The sequence below is a fragment of the Kitasatospora sp. HPM-01-4 genome (genome assembly GCF_051374625.1).
Taxonomy (GTDB): domain Bacteria; phylum Actinomycetota; class Actinomycetes; order Streptomycetales; family Streptomycetaceae; genus Kitasatospora.
Genome location: NZ_JBPQGP010000005.1, coordinates 1,878,933 through 1,892,222, shown reverse-complemented (window position 1 = coordinate 1,892,222; position 13,290 = coordinate 1,878,933). Strand labels below are relative to the sequence as shown.

Below are 13,290 nucleotides of genomic sequence, written 5' to 3'. Positions count from 1 at the left end.
AGTTAACATATGGAGCCACAGCTCAAATGGCAATGATCCTGCGACTCATGGGCCTCTCGCACCAACCGGCGGAGTGAACCGGACGGATCGCCTTGACTCAACACCCGTTCTCGGGCGGAGCGGTGACCGTGACCTGGGCGGGGCGCAGCAGATGGCCGCCGACCCGGTAGCCGGGCCGGTGGACGGCGGTGCAGACCGGGGCGGCCGCCCCGGGGGAGTGGAGGTAGGCCAGGGCCTCGTGCCGGGTGGGGTCGAAGCGCTCGCCCACCTCGCCGAAGGGGAGCAGACCGAGCGCGGTGAGGTGCTCGGCCAGCTCGTCCGCGACCGCCCCGAACCCGCCGGTCAGTTCGCCGAACTCGCGGGCCCGGTCGAGTGCGTCCAGCACCGGAAGCAGGCCCAGCAGGACGTTCGCCACCGCGATCTCCCGGACGGCCAGCCGGTCCCGCCGTACCCGCTTGCGGTAGTTCTCGAAGTCGGCCTGCACCCGCTGGAGATCGGCGGTCCGCTCGGCCAGCCGGGCCGCCAGCTCCTCGGGTGTGGTCGGCGGGTCCTCGTCGGCACCGGGCCCGAGCCGCGGGAACTCGGGCTCGGCACGGCGCCCGGCTCCGCAGAGCACCAGCTCGCCGGAGCGGTCGCCGTCACGGGAATCGTTCATGAGGACGTCCCCTTCGGCCGGTCCTCGTCGACGATCTCGGCGTCCACCACCTCGTCCTCCCGGGTCCCGCCGCCGTCGGCCGCCTGGCCGCCCGGCGCCTGGGCCTGGGACTGCGCGTACATCGCCGCGCCGATCCGCTGCGCCGCCGTGTTCGCCCGCTCCAGCGCGGTGCGGATCGCGGCGTCGTCGGTGCCCTTCAGCGCGTCCTTGAGCTCGGTCATCGCCCGGTCGACCTCGCCCTTCACATCCTCCGGAATCCGCTCCGGGTTCTCCCGGACCAGCTTCTCGGTGGTGTACACCAGCTGCTCGGCCTGGTTGCGGGTCTCGGCGGCCTCGCGCCTGCGGCGGTCCTCCTCGGCGTGCTGCTCCGCGTCCCGCATCATCCGGCTGATGTCGTCCTTCGGCAGCGCGGATCCGCCGGTCACGGTCATCCGCTGCTCCCGCCCGGTGCCGAGGTCCTTCGCGGCCACGTGCATGATGCCGTTGGCGTCGATGTCGAAGGTGACCTCGATCTGCGGCAGGCCGCGCGGGGCCGGCGGCAGGCCGGTCAGCTCGAACATGCCGAGCTTCTTGTTGTAGGCCGCGATCTCGCGCTCACCCTGGAAGACCTGGATCTGCACGGACGGCTGGTTGTCCTCGGCCGTGGTGAAGATCTCCGACCGCTTGGTCGGGATGGTGGTGTTGCGCTCGATCAGCCTGGTCATGATGCCGCCCTTGGTCTCGATACCGAGGGACAGCGGGGTGACGTCCAGCAGCAGGACGTCCTTGACCTCACCCTTGAGGACACCGGCCTGCAGCGCGGCCCCGATCGCGACCACCTCGTCCGGGTTGACGCCCTTGTGCGGGTCGCGTCCGGTGAGCTCCTTCACCAGCTCGGTGACGGCCGGCATCCGGGTCGAGCCGCCCACCAGGATCACGTGGTCGATGTCCTTGACCGTGATCCGCGCGTCATCGATCGCCTGGTGGAACGGCGCCTTGCAGCGCTCCAGCAGGTCCGCGGTGAGCTGCTGGAACTCCGCGCGGCTGAGTCGCTGCTCCAGGTGCAGCGGGCCCTCGGGGGAGGCGCTGATGTAGGGCAGGTTGACGGTGGTCTCGGTGGCCGAGGACAGTTCGATCTTGGCCTTCTCGGCGGCCTCGCGCAGGCGCTGGGAGGCCATCTTGTCCTTGGACAGGTCCACCCCGTAGCCGTTCTTGAACTCCTTGACCATGTGGTCGACGATCCGCTGGTCCCAGTCGTCCCCGCCGAGGTGGGTGTCGCCGTTGGTGGACTTGACCTCCACCACGCCCTCGCCGATCTCCAGCAGCGAGACGTCGAAGGTGCCGCCGCCGAGGTCGAAGACCAGGATCGTCTGTTCGTTCTCCTTGTCGAGACCGTACGCGAGCGCGGCCGCGGTCGGCTCGTTGACGATCCGCAGCACCCGCAGACCGGCGATCTCGCCGGCCTCCTTGGTCGCCGTCCGCTGGGCGTCGTTGAAGTACGCGGGGACGGTGACCACGGCGTCCGTGACCTCCTCGCCGAGGTAGGCGGACGCGTCCCGCTTGAGCTTCTGCAGCACCCGGGCGGAGAGCTCCTGCGCGGTGTAGCGCTTGCCGTCGATCTCACCGGACGCGGGGAAGTGCCAGTCGGGCTCGCCCATGTGGCGTTTGACCGAGCGGGCGGTGCGGTCCACGTTGGTGACCGCCTGGCGCTTGGCGACCTCGCCGACCAGGACCTCGCCGGTCTTGCTGAAAGCGACCACGGACGGTGTCGTCCTGGCACCCTCGGCGTTCGGAATGACGGCGGGCTCGCCGCCCTCCAGGATGCAGACGACGGAGTTGGTGGTACCGAGGTCGATACCGACTGAGCGGGCCATGTCCGCACTCCCTCCCTTGGAGGTCACCTCACCCCATTCTCGCTCGCGGGGCGGGCCGGGTCACGCCGTGTACCGTCGGCCGGGGGACGGCGGACCCCGCCCGACCTGCGGCCGGGCCCCGGGCCGGGGCGGCCCCGGGCCGCGGCGGGCCGGCGTGGTCAGCCCGTGGCGGGGCGCAGCAGCTCACCGAGGAGCCGGTGACCGGCCGCGACGACCGGCTGTTCGCGGGTGGAGGTGGCGTTGGCCAGCACGGCCACGCCCACCCCGGCGTCGGGGCTGACGGCGAGGTAGCCGGTGAAGCCCCCGGTGCCGCCGGTGTGCGAGAGGACGGTGTGGCCCTGCCGGCTGATCCGGTGGTTCCAGCCGAGGCAGAGCGGTCCGGCGCCGTCCGGCAGCGAGTGGCGGGGGCGCTGGGTGGCGGCCAGCGCCTCGGCCAACGGGGTCTGTCCGGGGTGGAGTTGGGCCCGTAGGAAGGCGAGCATGTCGGCCCCGCAGGAGTGCAGGGCGCCCGCCGGGGCGAGTGCCTGGAAATGCCAGTCCGGCACCGGTCGGCCCCGGCGGTGGCCGCTGGCCCGGTTGGCCATCGTGGTGTCGAAGCCGCCGGTCGCGGTGTGTGCCAGACCGAGCGGCCGCAGCACCCGCTCGGCGAGCAGCTCGCCGTACTCGGCCTGGGCGGCCCGGCCGAGCAGCAGGCCGAGCAGCCCCATCCCGAAGGTGGAGTACCGGACGGCCGGCGGGGTCCGGCGCGGCCGCAGTCTGGCGGTGGCCCGGTACAACTCGGCCTCCCCGTACCGGGCGTACGGGTCGGAGACGATCCGGGCCGCCGCACTGCGGTAGAACCCCCGGGGCCGGTGCGGCAGTCCCGAGGTGTGGGTGGCCAGGTCGAACAGGGTGATCGGCGGCCCGGAACGGCGGCGTGGGGCGGCCCCCACCGGGAGGTACGCCTCGATCGGGTCGGCCTCGGCGACCTCGCCGCGCACGACCAGCTCGGCGAACAGCAGCGCGGTGAACACCTTGGTGAGCGAGCCGAGTTGGAAACGGGTGACGGGATCGGGCGTGGTGCCGCCGCCCAGGGTGAGGACGCCCGCGCAGTACACGGCCGACGCGCCCGGGCGGATCGCCGAGATCACCACCGCGGGCACCAGGGGATCGGCGGTCACCACCGCGGCCTGCGCGGCCAGCCGTTCGCGCAGCTCGCCCTCGGAGCGGCTTCGCGCCGGTGCCGGGCGCAGCGGTCCAGGGAGCGCCAACGAGCCGCTGGGAAGGGCTGGTTGGGCACGCCTTGCCGACTTCCCGGCCGGTCCGAGGGGGCGTGCGGGGCTTCGCTCGCTCAACTGTCCGCCTCCGTCGCTCGGGGGTGGCCGACCGCCCGGGAGAGGGCCAGCGTTGCGGCGACCACCGCGACGACGGTCGGACGGTGGTCGCACATGGCCCGTTCCGGGCGGGCGGCCGGCCGGGTGGTGTGGCCCGGCAGCATGCCGTCGGCCTGCTGCGCCCGCGCGAGGGCCGCCCAGGCCGCGCGGTGGAACAGCGGCTGCTCCAGGCAGGCGCCGACGGCGAGGAGTTCGCCGACCAGCTCCCAGTCGCGGGTCTCGGTGAAGGCCAGTACCCAGGCCGGGAGCCACTGGTGCAGGTACCGCTGGAGGTGTGCGGGAAGACCGGCGGGGTCGGCACCCCAGTCGGTGAGGTGGAAGACGGTGCGGGTGACGCCGTGGGCGTTGTCGCCGTCCAGCATCCAGGGCTCGGGGACGCCGCCGAGCCAGGTGCCGCGGGTCAGGGCGTCCAGGTCGTGGTGGCCGGGCAGCCCGATCCGGCGGGCGGCGGCGGCCGCGGCGAGCCGGTGGCCGGGTGTCTGCTCCGGTGTCCGGGCGGCCCTGGTGGCGGCCAGGTGGGCGAGCAGCCGGTCCAGGGCGTGATGGCGGTAGCCGAGCGCGGCGAGCGGTGCGTAGATCTCCATCGGGCGGGTGGCCGCGGGCGTGTGCCGCTGGAGTTCGTACAGCAGGTCGCCCTCGCGCAGCTGCCGCCAGCCGAAGTCCAGCAGCCGGCCGGCGGTCCGGGCGCTCTCCGGGCCGCCCACCGCCTCCCGCCGGACCGTCGCGGCGGCCAGCACCAGTTCGGCCAGCGCCCTGAGGGTGGGCCCGTCGGTCTCGTGCGCGGGCACGGCCGGGTCCAGCGCGAGGCGGCCGTGCAGGTGGTCCAGCCACTCCAGGGCGCGGGTGCCCACCTGGCGGGGCAGGTGCGGATCGAGGGTGTCCATCAGCGCGCCCCCATCCAGGACCGGTCGGTGTCGGCGGCCCTGCGGGCCAGGGCGGTCTCCAGCAGCGTCCTGGGCCGGTCGACGGCGAGCGCCTCGATATGGGCCAGCGCGGCGCTCAGCAGCGGCTCGGGACGGGTGGCGCTGTCCAGGGCGAGCCAGCGGGCCAGCCGGGCGGCGCGCAGCAGGTCGCGGCGGAGCAGCGCGTGGGTGAGGCCCCGGCCGAGGTCCAGGCGGCGGCGCCGGGCCTGGTCGCGCTGCGGGCAGTGCAGCCCGGGCAGGGCCAGCGAGGACAGCTGGGCCAGACCGGCCGTCCAGTCGGGCCACGGCTCGTCGGCGGGCCGGGGCACGACCCGCTGGACCGGCTCGACGGGCGCGGGCGCGGCGACGCCGTACCGGTGGACGTCGGCGAGTCCGTCCCAGCCGTCGGCGGACACGCCGAGGGCGGTCAGGGTGCGGTGCAGGGCCCAGTCGCGCAGGCCCCAGAGCCGGTCGGTGACCGGGTCGAGCGGCGGCGGGGCGGGGAAGGCCCGGACCGCCTCGGTGAGCAGGGCGACGTCGCCTGGGCCCAGGCTGTGCGGGCCGACGGCGAAGGGGGCCAGCGCATCGGCTCCGAGCGTCCGTACGGCACCGAGGTGGGCGGCCTCGTTGCCCTGCGGGTGCCGCTCCAGCCGGAACGCGGCGGTACCCGCGCCCCGCAGGGCACAGGCGATGTCACTCGCAAGCCTGAGGGCGGCGGTTTCGACCGTCTCGGCCGCTTCGACCGTCTCGACCGGCTCGACCGGCTCGGCCGCCTCGGGCGTCGGAGAGGGTGGGGTGGGCAACGGAGGGCTGTCCTCAGAGCGCCATGGCGCGGGACAGACCCCGCGTTGTGCCTTCGAAGGCGTCCCCGACGGGCTCCCTCCCGGTGGGGCCGCCGGCGGGAAGCGGTGCCGTGAGCGGCAGCCGGATCGCGGCGGCGCGGCCCCGGGGGGTGGTGCCCGCGTCGTGGTGCGCAGTATGCGGGGACATGCGGATCGCCTCACCTGGAAAAAGGGACATAGAGCACTAAACATAACCATTTGCCCTAGAGGCGCTGCTCCGGCGCACGTGGACTGATCGGGTGGTACGGCAGCCTGACGGCCGGTCAGCGGATGGTGCCCGTGGGGCGGTCGGGGTCCGTGGGGCCGGGCCTTGCAGGTGGTTCGGGCCGGGCGCACGCTTGGGGGTAGCGACGGCAGCAGGGACCTGGGAGGTCGGCCATGCAGAACCAGTGGGATGTGCAGCTGAGCTTCTCCGAGGACGGTGTGCACACCGTCTGCGAGGCGTCCCTGGTCGGGCCCCGGGCTCCGGGCCTGCGCGGGCACGGCGAGGCGACCCGCAGTATGGACGACCGTCCGCTGGCGCGGATCGGCGAGGAACTGGCCGCCTCACGCGCGCTGGAGGACCTGTCGCACCGGCTGAGGTCCCAGGCGGACGGCGAGATCGCCGACGAGGGGCACCGCCCGGGCTACCTCATCTACTGAGATCCGCCGGGCTCTGCCGGGTTCTGTCGGGACCTGCCGGGCCGCCGGGCGCCGGTCCCGCCCGGGCCGGGTCACGGCAGCAGCGCGGGGGAGAAGCCGCCGCGCAGCAGCAGAGTGGGGCTGCCGCTGCCGTCGGCCGGGACGGTCCACAGGTCGGAGCCGGTGCCGCCGGAGGCCGGGATGGCGTAGGCGAGGGTGGAGTCGTCCAGCCAGGCGGCCTGGTCGTCGACGCTGCGGGTCTCGGCCAGTTCGGTCTCCTTGCCGCTCGCCAGGTCCAGGACGTACAGCCGCCAGGGGCGGACCGGGTCGGTGGAGACGCGCTTCTTGAAGGCGATCCTGGTGTTGTCGGGAGAGAGCGAGGGGCACTCGACGTTCTCCCGGAGCACGGTGAAGGAGCGCCCGGCCAGATCTCCCTTGACCAGGTAGGTCCTGCCGGTGCTGACCGGGGACATGGTGGCGTAGAAGGTGTTGTCGTCCGAGGTGAAGGTGACGCCCCAGAAGTTGCGGTCCACCGGCATGTAGAGCCTGCCGTCCTTGTGGACGGTGAAGTCCTCCAGGGTCGCGGTCAGCGCTCCGGTGCGCACGTCCAGGATGGAGGTGCGGGTGGAGAAGGAGTTGGCGGCGTAGGAGTCACCGGAGGTGAAGACCGTCCAGGAGGCCATCCGGCCGGAGGCGGAGATCCGGGCGCGGTTGGGCGCGCCCGCGCCGAGGTCGATCCGGCGGGTCTCGCGCAGGGTGGCGTCCAGGATCCTGACGTGGTGGCTGGGGATCGCGCCGTACTCGGTGGTGAGGCAGACGACCGTGCCGGCCGCGGCGTAGACGCGCTCACAGGCGGTGTGGCCGACCGTGCGCGGGCCGGTGGAGCGGGCGCGGTCGACGGTGGCCAGGAGTCCGAAGCCGGGGCCCGGTTCGGTGTCGCGGAACAGCAACTTGCCGTGCGCGCCGGTGAGGTCGAGTTCGCCGGCGGCGGGGGCGGCGCCGGAGCCGTGGTGCATCCCGCGGTCGGCGCGGCGGGCGGCGTGCAGGCCGTAGCCGATGCCGAGGGCGGCCAGCAGGGCCAGCGCCAGGGCGAAGACGGCCACTCGGCCCCTGGTGAACACCGGCCCGTCCTGGTCGGCCTCGGACAGTGCTGGGCGGGGCCGGGTCACCGCTCCTCCTTCGGGGTCTCGGCGGTCAGCGGTGCGGCTTCGCGGTCCTCGCCGTCCTCGCCGTCCTCGGCAGGCGAGTTCGCGGTGGCCGGGTCCGCGGTGGCCCGGGCCTTGGAGGTGCGGATCAGCACGGCCGACGCCACCAGGCAGAGCAGCAGGCCGACGCCGAAGACGTGCAGGGTCCACCGCGGCCCGTGGAAGCGGTACGCCAGCCCGAACAGCAGCGAGGAGGCGAACATCCCCAGCGCCTGCAGACTCTGCAGCACCGCGAAGCCCGAGGTGCGGGAGTGGGCGGGCAGCAGGGCGGCGGCATGGGCCATCAGCGGTGCGTCGGTGGCCGCGTAGAAGACGCCGTGCAGGGCGAGCACCGCGACCAGGACCGCCGCCCCGCCCCAGGACGAGGCGAGCAGCGCCAGCACCGCGAGGAAGCAGACGTGCCCGCCGAGGAAGAGCCGCCAGGGGCCCACCCGGTCGGAGAGCGAGCCGAACGGCAGCGAGAGCAGCAGGTACGGGGTGGCGGTGCCGAGGGCCAGCAGCGGGAACCAGCGGGCGGCCAGGTCGTCCTGGTGCTGGAGGCTCAGATAGACGAAGGCGTCGCTGATGGTGGCGGTCTCCAGCAGCATCACGCACAGGCAGGTACGGCCGAAGGCCCGGTCGCGCAGCAGGCCGAGGCCGGCGCGGAGGGTGACCGGCCGGCGCTCGGAGAGCGGGCCGCGCCGCTCGCGGACGAAGAGCAGCAGCACCAGGACGCCCGCGGCGGCCACGCAGAAGCTGGCCACGAAGACCGCGTCATAGGCGGTGGCGACGGCCGAGAGCACGGCGAAGGCGATCAGCGGGCCGCCGAAGGCACCCGCGGTGTCCAGGGTGCGGTGCACGCCGAAGGCCCGCCCCTGAGTCCCGGGAGTACTGGAGAGCGAGATCAGCGCGTCGCGCGGGGCGGTGCGCAGTCCCTTGCCGCTGCGGTCCACGGCCAGCACGGTGCTGATGCCCGGCAGCGAGGCGCCCGCCGCGGGCAGGCCGAGCTTGCACACCGCGGAGAGCGCGTACCCGGCCACCGCGATCGGTTTGCGGGCGTGGAAGCGGTCGGCGAGGTGGGCGCCGACCAGCCGCAGGAAGACCGAGGCACCGTTGAACAGGCCGTCCAGGAAACCGGTCTGAAGCATCGTCAGCCCGAGCACCGAGGTGTAGTACAGCGGCAGTACGGAACTGACCATCTCGGAGGAGACGTCGGTGAGGAAGCTGACCAGGCCGAGCGCCAGTACGTTGGCGGCTACCCGGCGCCCGGCCCGGGACCCGGGGGAGGCGGTGCCGCCCTGCGCGGCGGAGTCGGCGGCCCTGCTGGAGGAGAGGTACACGGGTCAGGCCAGGTTGTCCGCGGTCGGCCGGCTGCGCAGCCTGGACGGGCTGAGCAGCGCCGCGGCGGCCCGGCGGCTGCGCTCCTGGCCGAGCAGCGCCCGGGAGCCCTCGCGCAGCAGCATCGCCGCCCAGAACAGGGCGGTGGCCGCCGGCGGGTTGCGGCGGTGGAACAGCCGGACCTTGTTGAGGGTGAGCAGCGTCCACAGCCTTGGCGAGACCTCGGAGTCGCCCTCCAGGTGGACGGCGTGGGCGTCGGGGGCGAGCCGGGTGCGGTGGCCGAGGTCGCGGGCGCGCAGCGCGTACTCGGTCTCCTCGGAGTAGAGGAAGAAGGACTCGTCCCAGGGACCGCAGTCCCTCAGGCAGTCCCAGGAGATCAGCAGGGCCGCGCCGGTGGCCCAGTCGACGGTGGCGGCGCTGCGGTAGGCGGCCTCGGCGGTGATGGTCTCGCCGAGCAGCGACCAGCGTCCGGCCCGCCGGTTGCCCAGCACGGCCTCGCCGACCGCCCGCAGCACCGCGGGTTCGCGGCGCAGCGAGTGGGTGAGCGTGCCGCTCTCGCCGTGCAGCCGCGGCACCACGATGCCGGTGCCCGCGCGGTCGAGGTACGGCAGCATCGCGGCGACGCAGCCGGGGGCGAGGCGGATGTCCGGGTTGAGGACCAGGACGGCGGTGTGCGGTCCGAGTCCGGCGAGGGCGGCGTTGATCGCCGCCGCGTAGCCGGCGTTGTAGCCCGTCCGCACGGTCCTGGCCCCGGGTATCCGCTCCTGAAGGATCGTCAGGGTGTCGTCCGACGAGGCGTTGTCGGCCACCGTCAGGCTCCACTCGACCCCCCGGAGCCCCTGTTCCAGGGAGTCCAGTAACCCCGGCAGGACCCGGGCGCTGTTCCAGGTGACCACGATCACCTCGACCGTCGCAGGCTTCATCATTCCCCTCCAGCAGGCGCGAGCCAAGTATGCGCCGGATCATGTGCGTTGGTCGGGGATTCGTCCCAACGCGATCTCCACGGTACGGCTACAAGTTGAAGAGATTGTTTTCGGTTTGTCCTCGCGCGGGGTGACCGGGCCGCTACCTTGCTCGTGGGGATCGCATGGTGCATCGCGAGCGATACGGCCTTCGGCGGGGGGAAGTCGACGTCCGGCGCTCGTCATCGCAGTTCGGGGCAGCCTTCGTCTGACGCACCAGGGGGGAAGCATGGCCGTTGAGTCGGCCGCACGTTCGGAGAGTATCCGTGAGGTCGTCACACCGCGCGAGCTGCAACGGCGGTGGCGGTACGACCAGTTGTCGAAACTCGTCGTCCTGGACCTGGCGGCCGCGGCCGCGACCGCCGTGGCCGCGGATCTCTGCGGTGCCCGGCGGGAGGTCGTCCTGCTGCTGCCGCTGCTCTGGCCGCTCGCCCTGCTGGCCGTCAGCGCCTACGGGCAGCGGCAGTTGGCCGGCGGCCGCGAGGACTACCGCCGAATAACCAGGGCCGCCCTGGTGCTCGGCGCCCTCGCGGTCCTCGGCTCCGAACTCGCCCTGGGCCGGGCCGAACTCGTCTACGACGCGGTACTCGCACTCACCGGGGCGGCCGTGCTGACCGCACTGCTCCGCCGCCTCCTGCAGTGGCGGCTGGCGGCCGGCTGGGCGGCCGGACGCAACCTGCGCCGGGCCCTGGTGCTCGGCCACCCGAGGGCGGTCGCCGAACTGGCCGAGTCGCTGGCCCGCCAGGAACCGCACGGCCTGCGGCTGGTCGGTGCCTGCCTCACCGCACCACCCGCGCCGGACCGGCTGCCCGACCCCCAACTGCCCGTCCTGGGCGGCCGGGAGAACGTGCTCTCGGCGGTCCGCCGCACCGGCTGTGAAATGGTGATCGTGCTGCCCGACACGGCCCTGGACCAGCCGGAGCTGCGCCGCCTCGGCTGGGCCCTGGACGCCGAGGGCGTCCAGCTGCTGATCAGCCCCCGGCTGGCGGACGTCGCCACCGCCCGCCTGAGTGTCCGCAGCATCGGCAGCCTGCCGCTGCTCCACCTCCGGGCGCCCGCGGGCTCGGCGCTGGCCCGGCTGCCGAAGGAGGTCCTGGACCGCCTGCTGGCCGCCGTCGGGCTGCTGCTGCTCACCCCGCTGCTGCTGGTGGTCGCGGCCGCCGTGCGCGGCACCAGCCCCGGCCCGGTGCTGTTCCAGCAGCGCCGGGCCGGCCTGGGCGGCGAGCAGTTCACCATGTTCAAGTTCCGCACCATGGTGCAGAACGCCGAGGAGCTCAGGGACGAGCTCGCCCAGCTCAACGTCAACAGCGACGGCCCGCTGTTCAAGATGGCCAGGGACCCCAGGACCACCGGTGTCGGCCGGTTCCTGCGCCGCTACTCGCTGGACGAACTCCCGCAGCTGATCAACGTCCTGGCCGGACACATGTCGCTGGTGGGTCCAAGACCCCCGCTGCCCGAGGAGACCCTCGACTACGACGAGGACACCCGCCGCCGGCTGCTGGTGAAGCCCGGACTGACCGGGCTCTGGCAGGTCAGCGGGCGCTCCGACCTGCCCTGGAAGGAAGCCGTCCGGCTCGACCTCTCCTACGTCGACAACTGGTCCAACGCGCTGGACGCGCGGATCCTGCTGCGCACCACCGGTGCCGTGGCGCGCGGCAAGGGCGCCTACTGACCGGCCTGCCGACCTACCTCTCACAGACCATAACTGACGTACCGTCAGAACTTTCGAAGGGAACCGTCACGTGACAGCCACTGCGCCGACCGCCCAGGCGACAGCCCGTCCGCTGGGCCTGGCCGTGGTCGGAGCCGGTTACTGGGGCCCGAACCTGGTGCGCAACTTCCAGGCCGCGCCGGAGTTCCGGCTGCGCTGGCTCTGCGACCTGGACGTGGCCAGGGCCCGGCGGGTGCTGGGCGAGTACTCGACGGTGGCCGCCACCGACGACTACACCGTGGTGCTCGCCGACCCCGAGGTGTCGGCCGTCGCCGTCGCCACCCCGGCCGGCACCCATCTCGAGGTGGCGCTGGCCGCCCTGCGCGCGGGCAAGCACGTGCTGGTGGAGAAGCCGCTCGCGGCCACCGGCGAGGAGGGCCGGCTGCTGGTCGCCGAGGCCGAGCAGCGCGGTCTTGTGCTGATGTGCGACCACACCTACTGCTACACCCCGGCGGTCAGCCGGATCCGCGAGCTGGTCGGCTCCGGCGAGCTGGGCGACATCCAGTTCGTGGACTCGGTCCGGATCAACCTGGGCCTCATCCAGAAGGACGTGGACGTGCTCTGGGACCTCGCCCCGCACGACCTGTCGATCCTGGACGCGGTACTGCCCGAGGCCGACCGGCCGGTGGCGGTGGCCGCGCAGGGCGCCGACCCGCTCGGCGTCGGCCGGTCCTGCGTGGCGTACCTGACGCTGCAGCTGGCCTCCGGCGCGATCGCACACGTCCACGTCAACTGGCTCTCGCCGACCAAGGTGCGCACCACCATGGTCGGCGGATCCAAGCGCACCGTGATCTGGGACGACCTCAACCCGCAGCAGCGGATCGCCCTGTTCGACCGGGGCGTCGACCTCGCAGCCCCCGAGCAGCTCGGTGACGGCGAGCGCCGGGAGCGGCTGGTCAACTACCGCTCCGGCGACATGGTCGCGCCCGCCCTCGGTGAGAAGGAGGCGCTGCGCGGGGTGGTGGAGGAGTTCGCCGCCGCGATCCGGCAGGGCCGGGCGCCGCTCACCGACGGCCGCTCGGGGCTGCGGGTGCTGGAGATCCTGGAGGCGGCCGAGCTCAGCCTGGAGCGCGACGGCGCGCTGGTGCCGCTCGCCTCGACCGGCGCGGGGGTGGCCCCGTGATCCGGCGCGATCTGGTGATCGTCGGTGCCGGGGGCTTCGGCCGGGAGGCCGCCGAGGCCGCCCGGGCGGCCGGTGACACCTGGCGGCTGCTCGGCTTCCTGGACGACAAGGAGGCGCTGCACGGCACCGAGGTGGACGGCGTCCCGGTGCTCGGCCCGGCCGGGGCGGTGCACGACCTGCCCGGCGCGCAGGTGGTGCTGTGTACCGTCAACCCCCGGGTGTACAGCAGCCGTTCGGACCTGCTGGAGCGCCTGAAGCTGCCCGAGGAGCGGTACGCCACCCTGGTGCACCCCAGTGCGCAGATCGCCGCCACCGCCGAACTCGGGCCCGGCAGCGTGCTGCTGGCGAACGTGGTGATCACCGCCCGGGCGGTGGTGGGCGCGCATGTCGCCGTGATGCCGCAGACGGTACTCACCCATGACACCGAGGTGGCCGACCTGGCCACGCTGGCCACCGGGGTCCGCCTCGGCGGCGGCGTACGGCTGGAGCGCGGCTGCTACCTCGGCGCGGGCGCGATGGTCCGCGAGTACACCACGGTCGGCCGGTGGTCGCTGGTCGGCATGGGGTCGGTGGTACTCCACGACGTGCCTCCGCACCAGGTCTGGGCCGGCAACCCGGCCCGGTTCCTGCGGGCGGCGGCCGGGGCACCGGGCGGGGTGGCCAACCCCCCTCCGGCGCCCGGAAGTTCGTAGGCACATCAGGGGAGCAACGGCAATGAGGAACGGC

At 73.6% G+C, this 13,290-nt stretch carries 12 protein-coding genes; 4 read left to right on the top strand and 8 right to left on the bottom strand.

Annotated features, from left to right (window positions below; genetic code table 11):
- Positions 1–97 precede the first annotated feature (97 nt).
- The 5 genes from grpE to ACSMTC_RS08180 form a co-directional block, all read right to left on the bottom strand.
- Positions 98–655, bottom strand: a complete 558-nt coding sequence (grpE, locus tag ACSMTC_RS08200; protein ID WP_436558984.1) for a nucleotide exchange factor GrpE — start codon at positions 653–655, stop codon at positions 98–100.
- Positions 652–2,508: a molecular chaperone DnaK gene (gene dnaK, locus ACSMTC_RS08195; RefSeq protein WP_436558983.1), complete on the bottom strand. Its 1,857-nt coding sequence runs from the start codon at positions 2,506–2,508 to the stop codon at positions 652–654. Before dnaK ends, grpE begins: the two co-directional genes overlap by 4 nt.
- A gap of 158 nt (positions 2,509–2,666) precedes the next feature.
- A complete protein-coding gene (locus ACSMTC_RS08190) occupies positions 2,667–3,758 on the bottom strand; it encodes a serine hydrolase domain-containing protein (RefSeq protein WP_436558982.1) in 1,092 nt (363 codons plus the stop codon).
- Positions 3,759–3,838: 80 nt separating this feature from the next.
- A complete protein-coding gene (locus tag ACSMTC_RS08185; protein ID WP_436558981.1) occupies positions 3,839–4,765 on the bottom strand; it encodes a DUF6895 family protein in 927 nt (308 codons plus the stop codon).
- Entirely contained in the window at positions 4,765–5,586 is an 822-nt protein-coding gene (locus ACSMTC_RS08180; RefSeq protein ID WP_436558980.1) for a hypothetical protein, read from the bottom strand. The genes ACSMTC_RS08185 and ACSMTC_RS08180 overlap by 1 nt, the downstream gene beginning before the upstream one ends.
- 417 nt (positions 5,587–6,003) lie before the next feature.
- Between ACSMTC_RS08180 and ACSMTC_RS08175 the strand changes: the two genes are divergently transcribed.
- Positions 6,004–6,267, top strand: a complete 264-nt coding sequence (locus ACSMTC_RS08175) for a dsRBD fold-containing protein (RefSeq protein WP_436558979.1) — start codon at positions 6,004–6,006, stop codon at positions 6,265–6,267.
- Between the two features lie 71 nt (positions 6,268–6,338).
- Here ACSMTC_RS08175 and ACSMTC_RS08170 read toward each other — a convergent pair whose 3' ends face one another.
- The 3 genes from ACSMTC_RS08170 to ACSMTC_RS08160 are packed head-to-tail and all read right to left on the bottom strand — an operon-like array spanning position 6,339 to position 9,691.
- Positions 6,339–7,415 carry a hypothetical protein gene (locus tag ACSMTC_RS08170; protein WP_436558978.1) on the bottom strand — a complete coding sequence of 359 codons (1,077 nt, stop codon included), beginning with the start codon at positions 7,413–7,415 and terminating at the stop codon, positions 6,339–6,341.
- The gene (locus ACSMTC_RS08165) at positions 7,412–8,770 is read right to left on the bottom strand and encodes an MFS transporter (protein WP_436558977.1); all 1,359 of its coding nucleotides are present in this window, start codon (positions 8,768–8,770) and stop codon (positions 7,412–7,414) included. Before ACSMTC_RS08165 ends, ACSMTC_RS08170 begins: the two co-directional genes overlap by 4 nt.
- Positions 8,771–8,773: 3 nt before the next feature.
- Complete coding sequence (locus tag ACSMTC_RS08160; protein ID WP_436558976.1) at positions 8,774–9,691, bottom strand: glycosyltransferase; 918 nt, start codon at positions 9,689–9,691, stop codon at positions 8,774–8,776.
- A 268-nt stretch (positions 9,692–9,959) separates the two neighbouring features.
- Between ACSMTC_RS08160 and ACSMTC_RS08155 the strand changes: the two genes are divergently transcribed.
- From ACSMTC_RS08155 to ACSMTC_RS08145, 3 genes are all read left to right on the top strand, one after another.
- On the top strand, positions 9,960–11,402 hold the full coding sequence (locus ACSMTC_RS08155; protein ID WP_436558975.1) for a sugar transferase: 1,443 nt from the start codon (positions 9,960–9,962) through the stop codon (positions 11,400–11,402).
- A 70-nt stretch (positions 11,403–11,472) separates the two neighbouring features.
- Positions 11,473–12,564 (top strand): Gfo/Idh/MocA family protein, encoded by a 1,092-nt coding sequence (locus tag ACSMTC_RS08150; protein WP_436558974.1) that lies wholly within the window; start codon positions 11,473–11,475, stop codon positions 12,562–12,564.
- Positions 12,561–13,256, top strand: a complete 696-nt coding sequence (locus tag ACSMTC_RS08145) for an acetyltransferase (protein ID WP_436558973.1) — start codon at positions 12,561–12,563, stop codon at positions 13,254–13,256. The genes ACSMTC_RS08150 and ACSMTC_RS08145 overlap by 4 nt, the downstream gene beginning before the upstream one ends.
- Positions 13,257–13,290: the final 34 nt, after the last annotated feature.

Bases quoted from the DNA above. Each gene is read 5' to 3' on its own strand.
- ACSMTC_RS08160 (WP_436558976.1), bottom strand. From the start codon at position 9,691: ATGAAGCCTGCGACGGTCGAGGTGATCGTGGTCACCTGGAACAGCGCC.
- grpE (WP_436558984.1), bottom strand. From the start codon at position 655: ATGAACGATTCCCGTGACGGCGACCGCTCCGGCGAGCTGGTGCTCTGC.
- dnaK (WP_436558983.1), bottom strand. From the start codon at position 2,508: ATGGCCCGCTCAGTCGGTATCGACCTCGGTACCACCAACTCCGTCGTC.
- ACSMTC_RS08175 (WP_436558979.1), top strand. From the start codon at position 6,004: ATGCAGAACCAGTGGGATGTGCAGCTGAGCTTCTCCGAGGACGGTGTG.
- ACSMTC_RS08155 (WP_436558975.1), top strand. From the start codon at position 9,960: ATGGCCGTTGAGTCGGCCGCACGTTCGGAGAGTATCCGTGAGGTCGTC.
- ACSMTC_RS08185 (WP_436558981.1), bottom strand. From the start codon at position 4,765: ATGGACACCCTCGATCCGCACCTGCCCCGCCAGGTGGGCACCCGCGCC.